The sequence below is a fragment of the Amycolatopsis sp. CB00013 genome (assembly GCF_001905755.1).
Classification (GTDB): Bacteria; Actinomycetota; Actinomycetes; order Mycobacteriales; family Pseudonocardiaceae; genus Amycolatopsis; species Amycolatopsis japonica.
This window is the reverse complement of record NZ_LIWC01000001.1, coordinates 2,064,719-2,084,773: the sequence shown is the minus strand read 5'-3', so window position 1 is coordinate 2,084,773 and position 20,055 is coordinate 2,064,719. Positions and strand designations below refer to the sequence as shown.

16 protein-coding genes and 1 pseudogene are annotated in these 20,055 nt (G+C 69.5%); 10 read left to right on the top strand and 7 right to left on the bottom strand.

Features of this window, described 5'->3' with window-relative positions; translation table 11 throughout:
- The first annotated feature begins 10 nt into the window (after positions 1-10).
- Positions 11-2,893 carry an AfsR/SARP family transcriptional regulator gene (locus AMK34_RS09285; protein ID WP_198941648.1) on the top strand — a complete coding sequence of 961 codons (2,883 nt, stop codon included), beginning with the start codon at positions 11-13 and terminating at the stop codon, positions 2,891-2,893.
- Here AMK34_RS09285 and AMK34_RS09280 read toward each other — a convergent pair.
- Together AMK34_RS09280 and AMK34_RS09275 are read right to left on the bottom strand one after the other, a co-directional pair.
- The gene (locus AMK34_RS09280; protein ID WP_038523025.1) at positions 2,865-3,305 is read right to left on the bottom strand and encodes a hypothetical protein; all 441 of its coding nucleotides are present in this window, start codon (positions 3,303-3,305) and stop codon (positions 2,865-2,867) included. The two genes, AMK34_RS09285 and AMK34_RS09280, sit on opposite strands and share 29 nt — an antisense overlap.
- 286 nt (positions 3,306-3,591) lie before the next feature.
- Positions 3,592-4,329: a carbonic anhydrase family protein gene (locus AMK34_RS09275; RefSeq protein WP_073844326.1), complete on the bottom strand. Its 738-nt coding sequence runs from the start codon at positions 4,327-4,329 to the stop codon at positions 3,592-3,594.
- Positions 4,330-4,484: 155 nt separating this feature from the next.
- Here AMK34_RS09275 and AMK34_RS09270 point away from each other — a divergent pair, with 155 nt between their 5' ends.
- Complete coding sequence (locus tag AMK34_RS09270) at positions 4,485-4,964, top strand: hypothetical protein (protein WP_073844324.1); 480 nt, start codon at positions 4,485-4,487, stop codon at positions 4,962-4,964.
- A 4-nt stretch (positions 4,965-4,968) separates the two neighbouring features.
- Here AMK34_RS09270 and AMK34_RS09265 read toward each other — a convergent pair whose 3' ends face one another.
- A complete protein-coding gene (locus AMK34_RS09265) occupies positions 4,969-5,622 on the bottom strand; it encodes a TetR/AcrR family transcriptional regulator (RefSeq protein ID WP_073844322.1) in 654 nt (217 codons plus the stop codon).
- Positions 5,623-5,738: 116 nt separating this feature from the next.
- On the opposite strand from AMK34_RS09265, the gene AMK34_RS09260 reads away from it, so the two are divergent.
- From AMK34_RS09260 to AMK34_RS09235, 6 genes and pseudogenes are all read left to right on the top strand, one after another.
- Positions 5,739-8,435, top strand: coding sequence for an MMPL family transporter (locus AMK34_RS09260; protein ID WP_073844320.1), 2,697 nt, complete (start codon positions 5,739-5,741; stop codon positions 8,433-8,435).
- Positions 8,435-10,507 carry a YhgE/Pip domain-containing protein gene (locus tag AMK34_RS09255; RefSeq protein WP_073844318.1) on the top strand — a complete coding sequence of 691 codons (2,073 nt, stop codon included), beginning with the start codon at positions 8,435-8,437 and terminating at the stop codon, positions 10,505-10,507. The genes AMK34_RS09260 and AMK34_RS09255 overlap by 1 nt, the downstream gene beginning before the upstream one ends.
- A 79-nt stretch (positions 10,508-10,586) precedes the next feature.
- Positions 10,587-11,294 (top strand): annotated as a pseudogene (locus tag AMK34_RS09250) (hypothetical protein); the annotation flags it as partial.
- A gap of 72 nt (positions 11,295-11,366) precedes the next feature.
- Positions 11,367-12,200 carry a class I SAM-dependent methyltransferase gene (locus AMK34_RS09245; protein WP_073844314.1) on the top strand — a complete coding sequence of 278 codons (834 nt, stop codon included), beginning with the start codon at positions 11,367-11,369 and terminating at the stop codon, positions 12,198-12,200.
- A complete protein-coding gene (locus AMK34_RS09240; protein WP_241832729.1) occupies positions 12,176-12,811 on the top strand; it encodes a TetR/AcrR family transcriptional regulator in 636 nt (211 codons plus the stop codon). Before AMK34_RS09245 ends, AMK34_RS09240 begins: the two co-directional genes overlap by 25 nt.
- 101 nt (positions 12,812-12,912) lie before the next feature.
- Complete coding sequence (locus tag AMK34_RS09235; RefSeq protein WP_038523034.1) at positions 12,913-13,374, top strand: ATP-binding protein; 462 nt, start codon at positions 12,913-12,915, stop codon at positions 13,372-13,374.
- Between the two features lie 6 nt (positions 13,375-13,380).
- Here AMK34_RS09235 and AMK34_RS09230 read toward each other — a convergent pair whose 3' ends face one another.
- Both AMK34_RS09230 and AMK34_RS09225 read right to left on the bottom strand, forming a co-directional pair.
- Positions 13,381-14,736, bottom strand: a complete 1,356-nt coding sequence (locus AMK34_RS09230; protein ID WP_073844310.1) for an MFS transporter — start codon at positions 14,734-14,736, stop codon at positions 13,381-13,383.
- A gap of 89 nt (positions 14,737-14,825) precedes the next feature.
- Positions 14,826-15,428 carry a TetR/AcrR family transcriptional regulator gene (locus tag AMK34_RS09225; protein ID WP_038511767.1) on the bottom strand — a complete coding sequence of 201 codons (603 nt, stop codon included), beginning with the start codon at positions 15,426-15,428 and terminating at the stop codon, positions 14,826-14,828.
- Positions 15,429-15,516: 88 nt separating this feature from the next.
- Between AMK34_RS09225 and AMK34_RS09220 the strand changes: the two genes are divergently transcribed.
- Positions 15,517-16,566 (top strand): NAD(P)-dependent alcohol dehydrogenase, encoded by a 1,050-nt coding sequence (locus AMK34_RS09220; RefSeq protein WP_073844308.1) that lies wholly within the window; start codon positions 15,517-15,519, stop codon positions 16,564-16,566.
- Between the two features lie 172 nt (positions 16,567-16,738).
- On the opposite strand, the gene AMK34_RS09215 is transcribed toward AMK34_RS09220, so the two are convergent.
- Together AMK34_RS09215 and AMK34_RS09210 are read right to left on the bottom strand one after the other, a co-directional pair.
- Positions 16,739-17,620, bottom strand: a complete 882-nt coding sequence (locus AMK34_RS09215; RefSeq protein WP_073844306.1) for a CPBP family intramembrane glutamic endopeptidase — start codon at positions 17,618-17,620, stop codon at positions 16,739-16,741.
- A gap of 52 nt (positions 17,621-17,672) precedes the next feature.
- On the bottom strand, positions 17,673-18,242 hold the full coding sequence (locus tag AMK34_RS09210; protein WP_038511776.1) for a TetR/AcrR family transcriptional regulator: 570 nt from the start codon (positions 18,240-18,242) through the stop codon (positions 17,673-17,675).
- 73 nt (positions 18,243-18,315) lie between these two features.
- On the opposite strand from AMK34_RS09210, the gene AMK34_RS09205 reads away from it, so the two are divergent.
- Positions 18,316-20,055, top strand: a complete 1,740-nt coding sequence (locus tag AMK34_RS09205; protein ID WP_241832728.1) for an ABC transporter ATP-binding protein — start codon at positions 18,316-18,318, stop codon at positions 20,053-20,055.

Below are 20,055 nucleotides of genomic sequence, written 5' to 3'. Positions count from 1 at the left end.
AGGGGGGATCATGTCGGAATCGAAACTGCGGTTCGAAGTGCTCGGCCCGTTGCGGGCCTGGTACGGCGAGACCCGGCTGGACCTCGGTCCGGTCCGCCAGCAGGCCGTCCTCGCCGCGCTGCTGCTGCGCCCGGACGTGACCGTCAGCCATTACGAACTCACCGACGGGCTCTGGGAGAAGCCGCCGGAGTCGAACGTGCTGCCGGTGTACGTCCGGCGGTTGCGGCAATGCCTGGACGCGTCGGGGACGAAGCCGCGGGACTCGGTGATCGTGTCCGACCGCGGCGGCTACCGGTTCGCCGGTGGTGGGGTGCTCCTCGACGTGATCCGGCTGGAAGAGGTCGCCGCCGTCGCGGCCGCCGCCGAGGAAGCGGGCGACCTCGTCGCCGCGGTGGACACCTTCGCCGACGCGCTCCGGCTGTTCCACGGCGAGCCGCTGACGGGACTGCCCGGCGCGTTCGTCCAGGGCGAGCGGCGACGGCTGGAGGAACGCAAACTGCTGTTGCTGCGCCGGAAACTGAAGGCCCAGCTGAAACTCGGACGGTTCGACGAGGTGATCGGCGAGCTCTCGGCGCTGGTGTCGGCCGATCCGCCGAGTGAGCCGCTGGCCGCGTTGCTGATGCGGGCGCTCTACGGCGGCGGGCGGCAGGCGGAGGCGCTGGAGGTGTTCACCGACGTCCGCGAGCGGCTGGTGGAGCAGCTCGGCGTCGAGCCGGGTGAGGAGCTGAGGCAGGTGCAGGAGGCGGTGCTGCGCGGGGACGAAGCGCTGCTCGGTGTCGCCCCGCGCAGGGAGCCCGCTCGCCGGATCCGCAACGAGCTGCCCGCCACCAACGGCGAACTCGTCGGCAGGGATCGGGAACTCGCGCTGCTCGTGGCGGACGGCGATCCGGAGTCGGTCTCGGTCGACACCGTCGACGGCGTCCCGGGCGCCGGGAAGACCACGCTCGCGGTGCGCGCGGCCCACCGGCTCCGCGAGTCCTATCCGGACGGTGCGTTGTTCGTGGATCTCCACGGCTACACCGAAGGCCGTGAGCCGGTGACACCGGAGCGTGCGCTGCGGCGGCTGCTGCGCGCGGTCGGGGTCGAAGACGGGCTCATGCCCGACGATCTCGACGAGCTGTCCGCGTCGTGGCGGGCGGCGACCGCGCAACTGCGGTTGCTGCTGGTGCTCGACAACGCCGAGTCCGCCGGACAGGTGCGGCCGTTGCTGCCGTCCGGACCGGGCAGCCGGGTGCTGGTGACCAGCCGTCGCCGTCTGTCCGGTTTGGACGCCGATCGGCGCGTTTCCCTTGGCGCACTGGGCCTCGAAGCGGCGGAACGACTGCTCGGCCGGATCGTCGGCGCACCGAGGGCCGAGGGCGAGCGGTTCGCCGTGCGTGCGCTCGCCGGGCTGTGCGGGCGTTTGCCGCTCGCGCTGCGGATCGCGGGCGCCCGGCTGCAGAACCGTCCGATGTGGACGTTCAAGGATCTGGTGGACCGGATGTCGGACGACGAGCGCAGGCTCGGCGAACTGACCGCCGAGGACCGCAGCGTCGAGGTGGCGCTGCGCCTGTCGTACGAACAGCTGCGCCCTGCCGAGCAGGACGCGTTCAGTGTGCTCGGCCTGTCGCCGACGGCCGAGTTCGACCGGCTCTCGGTCTCCGCGCTGCTGGACTGCTCGCCCGCCGAAGCCGAGCGGCGGCTGGAAAGCCTGGTCGACGCGAGCCTCGTGCAGGAGCCGGCGAGCGGCCGCTACCGGCTGCACGACCTGGTGGCGGTCTACGCCCGGCGGCTCGCCGGGGAGATGCCCGAGGAGGCCGCCGAAGCGGCACGGAAACGTGTATACGGCTTGTATCTCGGCGCCGCTCGACGGGCGAGCGAATGGGGTGTCGCGCGGTTCCCGTTGGAGAAAGGCGGTCCTTTCACCGGCCAGCGCGACGCTTCCGCCTGGCTCGATGCCGTCGGCGAACTGCCGGAAGTGGTGTCGCAAGCGGCCGAAGCCGGGCTGGACGACCTCGCGTGCGCAGTCGCCGAGGGACTGGTCGACTATCTCGCGCGCCAGCAGCGGTACCACGAATGCCGGACGGCGTTGCAGATCGCGCTTCCGCTGGCGGAACGGGCCGAGGACGAACGTCTCGTCTCGTCGCTGCGGTTCTGCCTCGGCTACGCCTACGCCATGCAAGGGCAGCTGGACCGGGCACGCGGCTGGTTCGACGACGCGCTGCGGGCGGGCCAGGCCTCCGGGGACCGCGGGGTGGAGGCGCGGGCACTGGGCGGGCTGACCATGGTGGATCTGATCGCCGGACGGCACGATCTGGCGATCCCCGGCATGCGGCGGGTGATGGTCCTCGCCGACGAGGTGGGGGACAGCTGGCTCGCCGAGAGATCGCTGTCCGCGCTCGGTTATCTCGCGTACCTGCAGGGGGAGCACGACGAGGCGCTCGACCACCTCGGCCGCGCCCAGGCGCTGGGGGAGGAGATCGGCAGTCCCGGGATGGTGGCCAGGGTGCTGTGTCACAGCGGCACCGTCCGGCTCGAAACCGGCAGGTTCGCCGAAGCCGCGCTCGACCTCCGGCGGTCCGTCGAGCTCGCCGAGGAGACCACGGACGGCCTTCTGACCGCGACCAGTCTCGCCCGGCTGGGCGCCGCGGAACTGGAACTGGGGAATCTCGACGCCGCGTTCGAACTTCAACGGCGGGCGCTGACCGCGGTCACCGAAGAGACCATCGTCGGGATGGAATCCGAGATCCGCAACCGGCTCGGCCGTACCCATCTCGCCGCGGGCGACCCGGTGGCGGCCAGAGAGCATTTCGAGTGGGTGCTCACCACCATCGGACCCGACGGCGATCCCGCTCAGCGCACTCTCGCGCTGGAGGGGCTGGAGCTCACCAAACAGTCGGTACTCCGGCGTTGACGATCGTGAACCGGTGCCCCGCCATGCTCGTCCGCCAGCGCGCGAAGTAGGTGTCGGCGGCGTCGGCCAGGTGCACTCCGGCGCGGACCTCGTGGACGGCGTAAGCCCACTCCGCGGCGTCGCACAGCACCAATTCCCTTGGCGCGCCACGTTTGCGGAGCACGGAGGAGCAGAGGGCGCCGCGCCGGCCGACGGCGCCGTCGTCGAGACAACGACGGAGGTCTTCGACGGCGTCGGCGGCGGTGTCGAACAGCGTCCACCGGTACCTCGGCGACGGGCGGCCGTCGGCCCACGGGGTGAAGAACGCCGCCCAGCTCCAGCCCGGTCCGACGACCCCGTCCCGTTGCCCGGGGCTCGGCGCGTCGTCCCGGGGCGTCACCATGTTGTACGGGGTCCGGCTCGCCGGGCTCATGCACGTCTCCTCGTGGACCACCGGTCCGCGGTCGCGGATCCGTGCCCGGAACCGTAGGGCGGAGCCATGAAATCCCGATGAAACGCCTGTGGCCGCGCGCCTTCAGTACATGAAGGACCCCTTCCTGTACCTAGGCGCAAGGAAGGGGTCCTTCATGTACTTGGGGCAGGTGTGAAGGCTCCCTTCACCGCATTAGACGCGGTGAAGGGAGCCTTCACCCCACCATCGACCCGTCCGCGACCACGACACGTTTGCCTTACCCCCAAATAACCGTCCTTACCACTCACTAGAACTGCGGCACCACGGTCAGCCGCCGTCCGTTGAGCGGCTGCGGCGCACGGGCGTTGCCCGTACCGAACAGGCCCTGGAACCGCGCGATCGTCGACGGCGAAACGGTCTGCTCGGACATCAGGAACCACTGCACCCCTTCGGTGAACGGGGCCGTGGTGAGCGAGCCGTCGTACCGCAGCGTGCTTCGGTCGCGTGGCAGGAGCGTGGCGAGGTCGAAGTCCTCCAACGCCACCGTTTCGCCGCATTCCGGGGCGAGCTTCGCCAGGACGCGATCCACCGGCGACGCGGCGCCCGAGCGCAGCGGCACGCCGATCACCAGCAGTTTCCCGGCGGCACTGCGGTGCACGAAATGCATTTCCAGCGGATCGGTGCGGCCGAGGAAACGGTGTTCGGACGGAGTGTGGAAATGGAACTGTTCGAGTTCGTAGCGGACCCCGGCGAGTGTGACGTGCCCGGTGCCCGGCCTGACGATGGCCTCTTCGGTTTCTTCGTGATTCCTCGTACTGCATCCGTTGGTGTCCGACGCGTCCTTTCGGATGTATTCGAGGTCCAGATCCGAGTGGCCGTAGGAGATGTCCGGTTTCGGCAGGGCCGGGTCGAACCTGATCGCGCCGGGGGAGATGTCGACCGGGCTCTGTGCCGTCTGCCGTGAGTGGGCGGTGCCGCCCGCGGTGAGCAGGAATCCGGCGAGGGCGAGGGGAACGACGAATGCGACAAGGCGCCTGCGCGTCACGCTCTGAACCTTTCGAAGAGCCGCACCCGATGGAGTGGTGCGCGCGAGAAGAACACATCTTTTTCCTGTGCCGAAGAATGCGCAAGCGTGGCCCGCGTCTATATTTCGTAAAGATTCACTGTGCGCATCCGGGTGGACACCCTTAGTATTCGAAGATGTCGATCTTGACCGTGCTCCTCAGCCTGGTGGCCCTGTTTCCCGCCGTGGACCCCGTCGCGCGAACGGGTGCCTGCGAGGGGGCGGAAGGGGTGACGGTCGCGGTCGGCGTGCTCGTGCGATGCGTGGCCGGCTCGCCCGGTGACGCGCGGACCGCGCTCGAACGCTCTGGGCTCGCGGTGCGGCTGGGAGACGGATCGGGGCCATACGGCGATTCCCGCTATGTCTGCCGTGTCGAAGGCCTGCCCGGCGGCGATCCGTGCACCGGTCATCGGGACGGAGCGTCGTTCTGGAAGGTGTGGCGGGTCGGGCTGGATCCGGTGGCCTGGCGCGAATCCGGGACTCAGGACGGGCCCGGCGCGGTGCGTGTCTGCCCCGGCGGGCTCGTCGGCTTCGTCTTCGGGTCGAAGATCGCGCAGATGCCCGTCGCGCCCGAGCGGGTCGTGACCACGCCCGGATGGCTTCCGCCCCGGTGCTGAGGGGTCAGTGCGCCGGGACGATGAGCGACGCCATCACCTTCGGGATCAGTTCGCTGACGAAGCGGCCGTCGGCGGGGAGTTCGCCGCCTGCCAGTAGATAGTTCTGCAGTCCTTGTTCGTACAGGGCGACGAGGACGAGCACCGCGTCCTCCGCCGAGATCGTCAGTTTTCGGCCGATCCGGTCCAGGGTGCCGACCAGGATCGCGCCCAGTTCGGTGTGGAAATACCGGAACGCGGCGCCGATCCGGTCGCGGATCTCCGGCTGCCGCAGGCCCTGCGTGCGGAATTCCGCGCACAGCAGGTACCAGTCCTTGTCCGCGTTGAGCGCGACCATGAACAGTTCGGCGATCCGCCCGAGCGTCGGGGAGAGGTCTTCGTGCGCGCCGACGACGGTGTCGCCGAGCACGCTCTCGGTGGCCTCACGGAACCGCTCGAGCCGGATCGCGTTCTCCTCCTGGAACAGGGCGAGGAAGAGGTCTTCCTTCGAGCTGAAGTTCGAGTAGAAGGCGCCGCGGGTGAAGCCGGCGCGTTCGCAGATCAGCTCGACCGGGGTATCCCGGATGCCGCGTTCGGAGAAGGCCTCGTACGCCGCGTCGATCAGCCGTCGGCGGGTGTCCGCCCGGCGCCTGGTCATGGTGGCGCCCCGCTCCTCGGTCATCTCGCCATTCTTTCGCATCGGCCCGGTTCACCCGGCTGTGGGACAGGATACATCGTGAATCGGATACAGCGTGTATTACGATACGCCATGTATCCAACGAGCGCCGGGAGCCGATCGTGTCGTCATTCCTCTACCGCCTCGGCAGGCTGGCCGCCCGCGGACGCGTACTGGTCACCGCGTTGTGGCTGGTCGTGCTGTGCGTCTCCGGCGGCGCGGCACTGCTGTTCGGCCAGGGCACCGACGACACGTTCGCGATCCCCGGCTCGGAGTCCCAGGAGGCGCTCGATCACCTCGGACGTGTCTTCCCGCAGGTGAGCGGGACTTCGGCGCAGTTGGTGGTGCTCGTCCCGGAAGGGCAGCGAGCCGATTCCGCCGTTGTGCGCGATTCCGTCTCCGCCGTGGTCCCGGAGCTGACCGGAGCTCCGCAGGTCTCGACGGTGGTCGATCCCTTCGACCCGGCCGTGCACGACGCGGTGTCCAAGGACGGCCGCGCCGCGTTGGTCACCGTGCAGCTCGACGTCGGACTGGCCGATATCCAGCCGTCGACCCGGACCGCGCTCGCCGGGATCGCGCAGGACCTGGAGAACCGGATCGGCCACGGCACCGAGGTGCTCACCGGCGGCGACGCGTTCTCGGACAAGGTGCCGAAGCTCAGCCCCACCGAGGGGATCGGCCTCGTCATCGCGCTCGTGGTGCTGCTGATGGTGTTCGGTTCGTTCATCGCGGCCGGAATGCCTTTGCTGACGGCGATCCTCGGCGTCGGCGTCTCGGTGGCGCTGGTCTACGCGGCGACCTCGGTGGCGACGGTGTCCTCCACGGCGCCGATGCTCGCGGTCATGCTCGGGCTGGCCGTGGGCATCGACTACGCGCTCTTCCTCCTTTCCCGGCACCGGGATCAGCTCGCCGAAGGACTCGAGGTCGAGGAGTCCATCGCCAGGGCGACCGCCACCGCCGGCTCCGCGGTCATCTTCGCCGGGCTCACCGTGGTGATCGCGCTGCTGGGCCTGTTCGTCGCCGGGATCCCGTTCCTGACGACGATGGGTATCGCGGCGGCGGGCGGCGTCGCGGTCGCGGTGATCGTGGCCATCACCCTCATCCCCGCGCTGCTGGCTTTCGCCGGTGAGCGGCTGCGGCCCAAGAAGCCGCGAAAGGCACGCAAGACCAAGAAGAAGACGCGGTTCAGCCTCCGCTGGGTCCGGCTCGCCACGAAGTCCCCCTGGGTCACGATCGCGCTGATCGTCGGGGTGCTGGCGATCGCGTCGGTTCCCGCGCTGGATCTCCGGCTCGCCTTGCCGGACAACGGGACCGACGAGGACGGCACTCCCGCGCGGGTCGCCTACGACGCCGTCGCCGAGCATTTCGGGCCCGGCTTCAACGGTCCGCTCGTCGTCACCGCGGACATCCTGTCGACCACCGACCCGGTCGGGATCACCAACGGTATCGCCGACGACATCCGCAAGGTGCCCGGCGTCGCCGTCGTCCCGCTCGCGACGCCGAACCCCAAGGGCGACACCGCGATCATCCAGGTCGTGCCGACGACCGGCGCCTTCGACGAGGCGACCGACGAGCTCGTCGAACGGCTGCGGTCGATGGAAGGACAGTTCAAGGACCGGTACGGCGTACAGACCGCGGTCACCGGGTTCACCGCCGTCGGCATCGACGTGTCCACGCAACTCGGCGACGCGCTGCTGCCGTTCGGCATCCTGGTCGTCGGGCTCTCGCTGGTGCTGCTGGCGATGGTGTTCCGCTCGATCCTCGTGCCGCTCAAAGCCACCTTCGGCTACCTGCTTTCGATCGGTGCGGCGTTCGGCGCGACGTCGTTCGTGTTCGGGCAGGGACATCTGGCGGACGCGCTGGGCGTCACCCGCACCGGCAGTGTGATCAGCTTCCTGCCGATCATCCTGATGGGTGTCCTTTTCGGACTGGCCATGGATTACGAGGTGTTCCTCGTGTCCCGGATCAGGGAGGACTACGTCCATCACGGCGACGCGCACAAGGCGATCGAGACGGGCTTCGTGTCCGCGTCGAGGGTCGTGACCGCGGCGGCGGTGATCATGCTGGGCGTGTTCGCCGCCTTCGTGCCCGACGGCAGCGCCACGATCAAACCGATCGCGTTCAGTCTCGCGGTCGGGGTGTTCGTGGACGCCTTCCTGGTGCGGATGACGCTCGTCCCGGCGATCCTCGCGCTGCTGGGGCCGCGCGCCTGGGGTCTGCCGCCGTGGCTGGACCGCAAACTCCCGGTGTTCGACGCCGAGGGCGACGGTCTCGTCCACGAACTCCGGCTCGCCGACTGGCCCGCGCCGGGTTCGCCCGAGGTGATCAGCGCCGCCGGTCTCCGGGTCGACGACGACCGGGGCCGCACCATCTTCCGCGACGTCGAACTGCATCTCGGCCCGGGGGAGATCCTCGCCGTGCACGGTTCCGGCCCGGCGGGCAAGAGCGCGCTGCTCTACGCGCTCGCCGGCCGGGTGCCGAACGTCCGCGGTGATCTGAAGGTCCTCGGCCGGGTGCTGCCGCAGCACGCGCACGCCGTCCGGCGGAACGCCGCCTTCGTCGCCTGCAAGGAGACCGACGACCCGGCCGGCGAGGTCCGCCGCGCGCTCGACGACGGTGTCGCGCTCGTCTTCCTCGACGACCTGGACACCGTCGTCAACACCGCCCAACGCGCGGGGTTGCGAGCCTCGTTCGCGAGCAGGGAAGCGACCTTCGCCGTGTCCTGCCAGAGCCTCGCCATCGTGCGGGATCTGGTGCCCACCACCGCCGTCGCGGGTCTCGCCATGACACCCGCCCCCGTCCCCGCCGAGGTCCGCTGATGTCCCGCTTCTTCACCGGTTCCGCCCGCGCGACCGCCATCGGACCGCTGACCTGGAAGACCTGGCTCGGGATCGTCCTCGTGCCGGTGATCGTGGCGCTCGGCCTGGCGTGGGCGTTCTGGTCGCCCGAGGACAACCACGGCGCCGCCAAGGCCGCCGTGGTCAACGACGACGAGCCGGTGACGGTGAACGGGCAGGTGATCCCGCTCGGCCGGGAACTGGCCGGAAACCTCGTGCACGGCGAGGATTCCGCGTACACGTGGGTGCTCACCGACGCAGAGGACGCGAAGGAGGGCATCTCCGACGGCACGTACTCGGCCGTCGTGACGATTCCGCGGGACTTCTCCGCGCAGGCCACATCGACGTCAGGTAAACCGCTCGACGCGAAGCAGGCGATCATGCGCGTCGAGACGTCGCAGCGCACCGGTCTGGTCGATCCGGTGGCGAGCCGCGAGGTCGCGAACGCGACGCTCGCCGCGCTGAACCGGCAGATCGTCGAGACCTATGTGGACAATCTGTACGTCGGGTTCTCCTCGATCCACCAGCAGCTGGTGCAGGCGGCCGATGGCAGCGACCAGCTGGTGGTCGGGCTGCGGCAGTTGTCCGACGGGACCGGGAAACTGGCCGCGGGCGCGGGAGAACTCGCCGGCGGGGCGGGAAAACTCAGCGGCGCCGCCGGGCAGCTGGCGGACGGCGCGCGCGAGCTCGCGAACGGCACAGGGCAGCTCGCCACCGGTTCCGGCCAGTTGTCGTCGGGGTTGACGCAGGCGGAGAAGGACACCGCGCAGCTGCCCCGGTTGACCAGGGAACTGGCAGACGGGGCACAGCAGGTCGCGAACGGCAACAAGCAGCTGTCCGACAAGATCTCGCCGCTGGCGGACAAGGTCGTGCGGATCATCGACGCCCTGCCGTCGGCGGGCGACTCGGCGCGCAAGTTCGCGGAACTGGCCCGGAAATGCGATCAGGACACGAAGTTCTGCGCCGATCTCAAGGCCGCTTCGGAGAAGCTCACGGCCGACGCCGCGATCCTCGACGGCAAACGTGCCGAAATCCGCGACGCCGTCGTACAGACGAAGAAGGCGGTGCAAGACCTTTCGGCGGGCTCGCAGAAGGTCGCCGACGGGAACAAGCAGCTCGCGGACAAGTCGAAGGAACTCGCGGGCGGCATCGGCACGGCGGCCGACGGCGCGCGGAAACTCGACGCCGGGGTCAAGGCCGCCGACTCCGGGGCACGGCGGCTCGCCGACGGCTCCGGTCAGCTCGCCGGCGGCGCGACGACGTTGTCCACCGGTGCCGGCGAGCTCGCCACCGGTGCCCGCTCCGCCGCCGATGGCGCCGAGCGCGCCGAATCGGGTGCCTCGGAGCTGGCCAAGGGCCTCAACGAGGGCCGGGGCAAGGTGCCCGACTACACCCAGGCCGAACGCGACCACCTCAAACAGGTCGCCGCCACCCCCGCGATCGCCGACACGGCGGGCTCGGGATCGTTCGGCGAAGGCGCGGTGGCGCTGATCCTCGTGCTGGCACTGTGGGGCTGCGCGCTGGCGACGTACCAGGTGATCCGGGCGGTGCCGCCGAGTGTGCTGACCACCCGCGAACCGAGCTGGCGGATCATCCTCGCCGCGGCCGTCCCCGGTGCGACGCTCGCGGTGCTGACCGCCCTGATCCTGACCGGGGTGTTCTGGGCGTTCCTCGGCCTGAGCTTCGGCAAGGCGGTGACACTGCTGGTGGTGCTCGTGCTCGCGGCGGGGACGTTCACCGTCGTCAACCAAGCGCTGGTGGCGATCTTCAAACGTCCTGGTCGCTTCGCCGCCCTCGCGATCCTCGTGCTCACTGTCGGCGCTTCGCTGGTCTCGACCGTGCCTGGCTTTTTCGGGACCGTGCTGGGGATCCTGCCGACCAACGGCGCCTTGGTGGCGCTGCGGTCGCTGCTGACCGGGACGGACGGACTGACGTCGGGGATCGCGCAGCTCGTGGTGTGGCTGGGAATCGGGACCCTGGCGATGATCCTGGTGACGGACCGGCGGCGGTCCTTGCCCGGACGGGAACTGCGGCTACCCCTCAGGGGTATGTGACGAGCATCGCCTCTCGGTACCCCCAGGGGGTATGTATGGTGGGCTCATGACCACGACGATGCACCACGGAACGCATGGCCACGAACCCGCCGGTCTCGCGTCGACCAAAGGCGGCTACACCCTGGAGCCCGCCACTACGACGCTCATTCCTGGGGAGACGGCTCCCTTCGCCTTCAGGATCCTCGGCGCCGACGGCACGTCGGTGACCGCCTACGACGTCGAGCACGAAAAGCGGCTGCACCTCATCGTCGTCCGCCGGGACACCGCGGGCTTCCAGCACATCCACCCCGAACTCGGCGACGACGGCACGTGGTCGGTTCCGCTGACCATCGCCGACGCCGGGGTCTACCGCGTCTTCGCGGACTTCAAGCCCAGTGGCGGCGAGGGGATCACCTTGGGCGTCGATCTCTTCGCCGGTGGGGACTTCCGCCCCGTCGAATACCGGACCTCGCGCGTCGCGGAGGTCGACGGCTACCAGGTCCGCCTCGACGGCGAACTCGCGCCGGGAATGCCGTCGAAGGTGACCCTCACCGTCACCAAGGACGGCCGCGCGGTCACTGATCTCCAGCCGTACCTGGGTGCGTATGGGCATTTGGTCGCGCTGCGCGGTGGCGACCTCGCGTACCTGCACGTCCACCCCGACGGCGAACCCGGTGACGGCCGGACCGCGGCGGGTCCCGAGGTGACGTTCTTCGCCGGGTTCCCGACGGCGGGGACTTACCGGCTGTTCCTCGATTTCCAGCACGAGGGCAAGGTCCGCACCGCCGAATTCACCGTCACCGCTTGACGGCGGGACCGGCCTCGATCAGTATGAACACGTGTTCATGAACGTGTGTTCATAACGGAGGAGGGTTCTGCGATGTCCGGCATCGTCAACACCGCGCAGTCCGAGGCGTGGAACGGCTACGAGGGACGGCACTGGGCCGAGCACGACGGGCGCTACGACGCGGTGAACAGCGGGTTCAACGACTTCCTGTTCGACGCCGCCGGAATCGGCGAGCGGGACCGGGTGCTCGACATCGGTTGTGGGAACGGGCAGGTCACCCGGCTCGCCGCCGTCCGCGCCCCGCTCGGGGACGCCACCGGGATCGACCTGTCCGCGCCGATGCTCGCCACGGCGCGGGCCCGCGCGGAGGCCGAAGGCGTGGCGAACGTGCGGTTCGAGCAGGGCGACGTCCAGGTCTTTCCGCTGGGGGAAGGGGTTTTCGACGTCGCGCTCAGCCGGTTCGCGGTGACGTTCTTCGCGGATCCGGTCGCCGCCTTCGCGAACGTGCGCCGGGCGCTGAAACCGGGCGGCAGGCTCGCGTTCCTGTGCATGACCGCACTCGCCGGAACGGATCTCGGCACCGTTTTCGGTGCGCTGGCACCGTTCCTGCCGACCCCGACCGGCGAGGACGGCACCGGCCCGACGGCGTTCGCCGACCCCGAACGGGCCCGCTCGGTGCTGACGGACGCCGGATTCCGCGAGGTCACGGCCACTCGCGTCGAGGCCGATCAGGTCTGGGGGAGCGACGTGGCCGACGCCGCCGGGTTCATCGCGGACTGGGGTCCGGTCAGGTACCACCTCGGTCTGGCCGGCGAAGAAGCGGCGAACGGCGCGCGAGACGCGCTTTCGGCCGCGTTGCAGCCCTTTGCCGGGCCCGGCGGCGTGCGGCTGCGCGGTGCCGCGTGGCTGGTCAGGGCGAAATCCTGATGGCGCCGAGGAAAGCAGCGGCACTGCGCGACACAGAAGACGGCCGGAGCCTGCGCGAACATCTGATCGGCACGGCCGCGGACCTGATCTCCGCCAACGGCACCGCGGAACTCACGGTCCGGGCCATCGCCCGGGCGGCCGGGGTCGCCGACGGCGTGCTGTACAACCACTTCACCGACAAGGAGGAGCTGCTGGCCGACGCGCTGGCGGAACACGTGCGGCGGGTCGAAGCGGGGCTCGGCGAGCTGCCCGCGCCCGGTTCGGCCACGGTCGAGGCCAATCTTCGCGCCCAGCTGGCGTACGGGTTGGCTCTGCACAAGGAGATCCTGCCCGCGTTCGCCGGACTGCTCGCCCGCCCCGCCGTGCTCGCGAGGTTCGGCGAACTCGCCGGGGACGGTGAGACCTGGCGCGATCACCTCGCCGGATATCTGCGCGCGGAAAAGGAACTCGGCAGGCTGGACGGCGATGTCGACGCGGCGGCGGCGATGCTGGTCGGCGTCTGCCACGAATCGGTGCTCACCGCACTGCTCCCGCATGGCCCGAGGGTGGCCACGTCGCCAGCGGTGAAAGCCGTGGTCAAGACGGTGCTGGAGGGTATCGCGGTGCGCTGACGCCCGTGTCGCGTTCGACACGGGTTGATCCGCGAGTGTTCTGGGTAACCCCGTTGTGCGACTTCAGCAAGGAGGTCGCGCGCGAGGGGAAGGGTGGCTCCATGATCAACATCGCGGAGCATCCGGTGCCGGGAACCTGGGTGCTCGACCTGCGGGCCACGACGCCACGGGCGTTGCCGGACATGCGCGCCTGGGTGGTCAGATGCCTTCCCGACCTCGGCGAGGGGCATCGCGACGACGTCCTGCTGGCGGCGACGGAGCTCGTCGCCAACGCTTATGTGCATGGAGGTGGGGCACGCCACATCCAGTTGTGGCGTGGCGTGTCGCCTTGCGCGGTCCGCATCGAGGTCGCGGATGTCAGCGTCGAACAGCCGCGGGCGCGGTGCTCGCAGTTCGAGGATCCCCGCGGGCGCGGCCTTCTCGTCGTCGACGGGGTGGCCGTGCAATGGGGTGTCCGGCGCGAGCCGGTGCGCGGCGGGAAGATCGTCTGGGCGCACATCCGGTGCGACGGCGGCTGTCCGGAAGCACTCCCGCGCGTGCGCGAGAAGCGCTCCCGGAACTGACCTGCCTCAGACCGCGCGGCGTGCGGTGAGCAGGCCGAGCGCGGAGATGGCGGCGAACCCGAACAACAGCCACCTCGCCGACGTGACCACCGAGGCGCCGCCGAGGTTGACCAGCAGGCCGGCGACCGCCGCGCCGAACGCGGTCGACATCGTCAGCACGGTCGCGATCGCGGCCGCCGCCTGCCCGCCTTCGCCGTCCGGGGCGGAGGTCATCGCCGCGACCGACAGATGGGGCATCGCGATGCCGATCCCCGTGCCGCCGAAGAAGAGCACCGGCAGCCAGGCGAGTACGACGGGCAGCGGAGGCTGTTCGGTCTGCAGGAGTCCCAGCACGGCGAACCCGATGGCGAGACAGGCCGGCCCGGCGAGCACGAGCCGTCGTGTCTTACCGGCCGAAGCGCTGACGAGCTGGCTCACCGACCAGCCCAGGGACAGCGCGGCGGCGAAGAATCCCGCCGCCGCGGGCGGAAGCCCGCCCGATCGCTGGCCGAACAGCGGCAGGAACGTCTCCACCGCGACGCCGGACGCCAGCACCATGATGGTCAGGTAGATCCACCGCGACCGCGAACCCCGGCGGTAGACCGAAGCGGGCAGCACGCTCGCCGCCGAACGGTTCTCCGTCACCAGGAACGCGCCCACGAGCGCGAGACCCAACGCGATGAGGGCGGCCATCGCGAGGACGTCGGACAGGATCCCCGCCACGCTCACCGCTCCGGCGGCGCCGACGATCAGCGCCAGCGAAACGACCGGGACCGGCGGTGCCTGCGCCGGGCGTTCGCCGTCGGGGAGCGCGTGGGGCACGAAGATCGCCAGCGCGGCCGCCGCCACGGCCAGGACCACGAACGCCGAGCGCCACGAACCGAACTGTGCCGAGAACCCGCCGAGCGCCGGGCCCACGAAATTGCCGACCCCGAACATCGCGGAGATCAGCGCGCTGCCCCGGCTCCACAACCGAGGCGGCAGCGCCGAATGGATCAGGGCGAAGCCCAGTCCGGTCAGCAGACCGGCGCCGAGACCCTGCGTCCCGCGGCCGAGCAGGAGGACCGGCATCGACGGGCTCGCGGCGCACGCCACCGAGCCCGCGGCGAAGACGCCGAAACCGGCCAGATAGGAACTCTTGCCGCCGAAGCGCGAAAGCGCCTGGCCCACCAACATGGTCGCAACGACCTGGGCGACCAGGAACGCCGTCATGGTCCAGGCGTACAACGACCGTCCGCCGATGTCCTCGATCGCCGTGGGCAGCAGGCTCGCCGCCACGTAGATGGTGATCGCGCCGACGAGCACGCCACCCGCCAGTACCGACGCGGTGCTCGTATGGCGGCCCAGTTCCCGCCACGATCCGACGTCTTGCCCGATGTTCACGCGGTTCTCCTCGCTGTCGAAAGGATTGCGCTTCGCATCCTGTCGGCGCGGGGAGCCCCGGTAATCGGACAAATCAGACGTGAATCACGTCACATTTTCGTGCGCCCCTCGATGGCGGCGCGAGCGGCCTCGACCGATTTGCGGACGACGACTTCCGTGGAGTAGCCCTGTTTCGTGAACACTCCGTCGAGATAGAACGTGCCGTAACCGTGCGCCTGGGTGAACAACTGCTCCATCAGTTCGAGCCCGTCCTCCGGCCGGTCGGCGACGGTGAGGCAGAGCATGACGAACTGGTCGGTCAGGCGGCGGGTCTGCTCGTGCAGTGCGGCGTGCTCCGGGCCCTGCAAGCCGTCCGAGTAGATGATGTTCATCCCGGCCCGGCGTTCGATCAGGTACTCCGTGTACGCACCGGCGGCCGCGGCGAGCGCGGCGACCGGTTCGCTTTCGGCCTCGATGGCGTCGTGCACCCTGTCCGCCAGCTGGCAGGCGACCTTGGCGGCGATCGCGGCCAGGAGGCTTTCCTTGTCCGGGAAGTGCCGATAGGGCGCGCCGGGACTGACCTTCGCGCGCCTGGCGACCTCGGCGACCGAGAACGCGCCGAGCCCTTGTTCGGCGATCAGGTCGAGGGAGACCCGCACGAGTTCGGCGCGAAGGTCGCCGTGATGGTACTTGCCGCCCATGTCGTGGATCACACCGTCCCGGTCGCGGAATATGTAAGAGGCCTCTTACGCTAGTTGTAAGTGACCTCTTACATGGTCTCACTGTTTCTCGGAGGGTTTCATGACGACGACCACGCACGCCATCGCCGCGCCGTCCCCGGGCGCCGCCCTGTCGCCGACGACGATCGAGCGTCGCGACCTGCGTCCGGACGACGTGCTGATCGACATCGCGTACGCGGGGATCTGCCACAGTGATATCCACCAGGTGAAGGAGGACTGGGGCAGCGCGATCTTCCCGATGGTGCCCGGTCACGAGATCGCCGGCGTCGTCGCCGCGGTCGGCTCCGACGTGACGAAGTACCAGGTCGGCGACCGGGTCGGGGTCGGCTGCATGGTCGATTCCTGTGGCGAGTGCGAGTACTGCCTCGCGGGCACCGAGCAGTTCTGCGTCAAGGGCAACATCCAGACCTACAACGGAGTCGGGTTCGACGGCGAGAACACCTACGGCGGTTACAGCCGCCAGATCGTCGTGAAGGACGCTTTCGTCTGCCGCATCCCGGAAGGCATCGGCCTCGACGTCGCCGCCCCGCTGCTGTGCGCGGGTATCACCACCTACTCCCCGCTGAACCGCTGGGGCGCCGGGCCGGGCAAGAAGGTCGCCGTCGTCGGCCTCGGCGGGCTCGGGCACATGGCGGTCAAGATCGCGGTCGCCATGGGCGCCGAGGTCACCGTGCTCAGCCAGAGCCTGAAGAAGCAGGAGGACGGGCTGAAGCTGGGTGCGAAGGACTACTTCGCGACCGGAGACGCGTCGACGTTCAAGGCGCTGCGCGGCCGCTTCGACCTGATCCTCAACACCGTTTCGGCGACACTGCCCGTCGACTCCTACCTCGGCATGCTGCGCGTCGGCGGCGCGATGGTGAACGTCGGCGCGCCCGGCGAACCGCTGTCCTACAACGCCTTCTCGCTGCTGGGCGGGAACAAGGTGCTCGCCGGCTCGATGATCGGCGGGATCGCCGAGACCCAGGAGATGCTCGACTTCTGCGCCGAGCACGGGATCGGCGCGGAGATCGAGACGATCTCGGCCGACCAGGTGAACGTGGCCTACGACCGGGTCGAGAACAGCGACGTCCGCTACCGGTTCGTCATCGACGCGACGACCATCGGCGCCTGACTTCCCTTTCCGTGAAGGCCCCCTTCTCTCGGCTCAGCCGAGGAAATTCGACCTTCACGCCTTCCCAAGTACATGAAGGCCCCCATCCTTGCGCCTATGTACAGGAAGGGGGCCTTCATGTACTTCGTCTTCAGCTGCCCAATCCGAATCGCAACTCACGACCAACCGCCGGCTACATCAACAGGAGCGGCAGCGTGTTCATCGCGGTGTGCGCGGCGATCGGCGCCCACAGGTTGCGGTAGCGCGACCACAGGTAACCGGTGAACAGGCCGAAGAACCCTTGGAAGGCAACGATCGCGCCCAGGGTGAGTGGCAATGACCCCTGTCCGTGCGTCGGCAGATGCAGCCACGCGAACAGCAGTGCCGACAGCAGGATTCCCGCCCACCGCCCGAAAAGCGCCTCCAGGCGGGTCTGCAGCATGCCGCGGAAGAACACCTCTTCGAGGACGTTCGCGGTGAAGAACGTCAGCGTCGCGCCGACCGCCAGGTAGACCGGGTCCGGGTAGTCCTCCGAAGTGGGCAGCGGCGGCGCGAGCGGGCCGAGGACGTAGAGCCAGCCGAACACGACCACCGCCGGGATCGGCGCGAGCCACTGCCAGGTCTCCCGAGGTCGCCACGTGAGCCGGAAGGAATCCCGCGCGGGCAGCGCCCGAAGCAGAATCAACGGCAGCGCCAGGAAAACCAGCGGTTTGGCGAGCGCCCAGATGTCGCGGACCAGTGCCTGCTGTCCCGCCGCCGACACCAGGTACAACGCCAACGGCCACAGGAACGCGATGAGCGCCAAGGCTGTCGCCTGTCTGCCCAGCCCGCGCCGGTCGGTCACCTCGGGGAGCAGTTTCGGCGCGTGGAGCGGGATCCCGTGGATCAGCAGGATCCCGGCGAGCGCGGGGAGCAGGGCGCCCGCGAGGGAAAGCTCCTTGGCCGAATCCGCGGACGGCTTGATCGCGTCGTGCCCGGTGGTCAGCAGCAGTACCGGCGCGGCCGCGAACACCGCGAGCCCGCCGAAGAGGATTCCCCAGGCGGCACCCGGGCGGGTGCCGGTTTTTTCTGTCACCGGGCCAGGATCTTCGAAGTGGCGCGAGTCCGCGTCATCACTTCGGAGGACTTCAGCCGACCGCGATGACCTTTTCCAGGCTGCGCAGGCACAACGTGAGCGCCTCGTGCTTCGGTGTCTTCTCCCGCACCAGCTCCCATGCCGTGTAGAGCAGGCTCCAGAGCAGTTGCAGCAACCATTCCTTCGTCATCGCCGGATCGATCGAGCCCTCGGCGTGCCCTCGTTCGACGAGCCGCAACAGGCGACGGTCGTCGTCGCTCTCCTCCGCCCATTCGGGCCGCGTCACCAGATCCGGCATGGTGAACAGCAACTGGAAGACGTCGCCGTGTTCGAAGTACTCCTGGCACAGCCGCGCCAGCGCGTCCGGCGCCGGACCGTCGTCGAGCCGGGCCCGTTCGGTGCTCTGGGAGATCTTGTCGAGGGCGTCGTGGCTGATCGCGTCGATGAGGTCCGATCGCTCCGCGAAGTACCGGTGCACCGTGGTGCGCCCGACGTTCGCCGCCGCCGCGATATCCGCGAGCGTCGCGCTCGGTTGCTTGGTCAACGTCTCGATGGCCGCGTCCAGGATCGCGCGCCGGGTCCTCGCCCGGACACCCGTCTCGGTGACCACACCCTCACTCATGGCGGTACCGTACCTCGCTCCCGATATGGAACTCGGTTGACGATTTTAGAACACGCGTGTTCCATTAAGAACCATGAAGACTCCACGATTGAAGGTGCTGTGGTCGTTCGCGCGACCGCACAAGGGGGCACTCGCGATCGGCCTGGTCCTCGCCCTGCTCGGTTCGGCGACCGGCCTCGCCTCGCCCATGGTCACGAAGTGGGTGCTGGATTCGCTCGGCTCGTCGGCGTCGCTGGCCGGGCCGGTGCTGGCGTTGCTCGGCCTGATGCTGGTAGGGGCGGTGATCTGGCTGGCGGAGTGGATCCTGCTCGGCACGATCGGCGAGCGGGTGGTGCTGAAGGTGCGGGAATCGATGGTGCGGCGGTTCTTCCGCGCGACGATCCCGGCGATCACGAAACGGCCGACAGGGGAGCTGGTCACCCGCGTCACCTCGGACACGGTGCTGTTGCGCGAGGCGGCGTCGTCCAGCGTGATCGGTTTGATCAACGGCGTGGTGATGCTCGCCGGCACCCTGGTGCTGATGAGCGTGCTCGACCCGGTGCTGCTGGCGACGACCGTGGCCGCCGTGCTCGTGGTCGTCGCGTTGTTCGCCTGGCTCATGCCCGCGATCGCGAAGGAACAGGAGAAGGCGCAAGATCGTTTGGGCCGTCTCGGCGGCGTCCTCGAGGGCGCGCTGCGGGCGATCCGCACGGTGAAGGCGAGCCGTGCCGAAACCCGGCAGGCCGAGCGGATCCTGGTCGACGCGGAAGCCGCCACGGCGCACGGCGTCCGCGCGGTGCGGCGGGAAGCCGTCGCCTGGGTGGTGGCCTGGACGGGGATCCAGGGCGCGATCCTGGTGATCCTCGGTCTCGGCGCCTGGCGGGTCGAAGCGGGTTTGCTCGAAGTGTCGAGCCTCATCGCGTTCCTGCTGTACGCGTTCGCGTTGATGGAGCCGATCACCGAACTGAGCCAGAACATGACCGCGCTGCAGGCGGGGATCGCCGCGGCCGGGCGGATCCGGGAGATGGACACACTGGAGGTGGAAGAGGACCGGGCGCCCGCCAAGGCGGAGTCCGAGGGGGACCACGACGGCCCGGTGCTGGAACTGCGCGGCGTGACCGCGGGCTACGGCGGAGACCCGGCGTTGCGCGACGTTTCGCTGGCGATCCCGCGTCGCGGGCACACCGCGATCGTCGGGCCGTCCGGCGCGGGCAAGACCACGATGCTGTCGCTGATCATGCGGTTCGTGCGGCCGCAATCGGGTTCACTGCTGCTGGACGGCCGCGAGTACGCGGACCTGCCGTACGCGGACGTGCGATCCCGGCTGGCCTACGTCGAGCAGGAGACGCCGATCGTGCCGGGGACGATTCGGGAGAACCTGCTCTTCACGCATCCGGACGCGACTGAGGAGGAAGTGCGGCGGGCTCTCGAAGAGGTCCGGTTGAGCGACAAGATCGCCGCACTCGACGACGGGCTGGACACGCCGCTTTCGTCGACGTCGGTGTCCGGCGGGGAACGCCAGCGGATCGCGCTGGCCAGGGCGATCCTGCGCACGCCGGACGTGGTGCTGCTGGACGAGGCGACCGCGCAGGTCGACGGCCGGACCGAAAGCGCGATCCACGACTGCATCCGGCGGCTGGCCCGCGAGGGTGCCGTCGTCACCGTGGCGCACCGGCTGTCCACCGTGATCGACGCGGACACCATCGTGGTGATGGAGGCTGGCCGTGTCCGGGCGAGTGGCAGCCACGAGCACCTGCTCGCCACCGACACGCTGTACCGGGAATTGGTGGAGGCGTTGAGAATCGCGGGGGAGGCCGCTCCGGTACCCGGCTGA

Excerpts from the sequence above, each read along its gene's own strand:
- AMK34_RS09285 (WP_198941648.1), top strand. The coding sequence starts at position 11 with ATGTCGGAATCGAAACTGCGGTTCGAAGTGCTCGGCCCGTTGCGGGCC.
- AMK34_RS09280 (WP_038523025.1), bottom strand. The coding sequence starts at position 3,305 with ATGAGCCCGGCGAGCCGGACCCCGTACAACATGGTGACGCCCCGGGAC.
- AMK34_RS09270 (WP_073844324.1), top strand. The coding sequence starts at position 4,485 with ATGTCGATCTTGACCGTGCTCCTCAGCCTGGTGGCCCTGTTTCCCGCC.
- AMK34_RS09265 (WP_073844322.1), bottom strand. The coding sequence starts at position 5,622 with ATGACCGAGGAGCGGGGCGCCACCATGACCAGGCGCCGGGCGGACACC.
- AMK34_RS09255 (WP_073844318.1), top strand. The coding sequence starts at position 8,435 with ATGTCCCGCTTCTTCACCGGTTCCGCCCGCGCGACCGCCATCGGACCG.
- AMK34_RS09245 (WP_073844314.1), top strand. The coding sequence starts at position 11,367 with ATGTCCGGCATCGTCAACACCGCGCAGTCCGAGGCGTGGAACGGCTAC.
- AMK34_RS09235 (WP_038523034.1), top strand. The coding sequence starts at position 12,913 with ATGATCAACATCGCGGAGCATCCGGTGCCGGGAACCTGGGTGCTCGAC.
- AMK34_RS09220 (WP_073844308.1), top strand. The coding sequence starts at position 15,517 with ATGACGACGACCACGCACGCCATCGCCGCGCCGTCCCCGGGCGCCGCC.
- AMK34_RS09210 (WP_038511776.1), bottom strand. The coding sequence starts at position 18,242 with ATGAGTGAGGGTGTGGTCACCGAGACGGGTGTCCGGGCGAGGACCCGG.
- AMK34_RS09205 (WP_241832728.1), top strand. The coding sequence starts at position 18,316 with ATGAAGACTCCACGATTGAAGGTGCTGTGGTCGTTCGCGCGACCGCAC.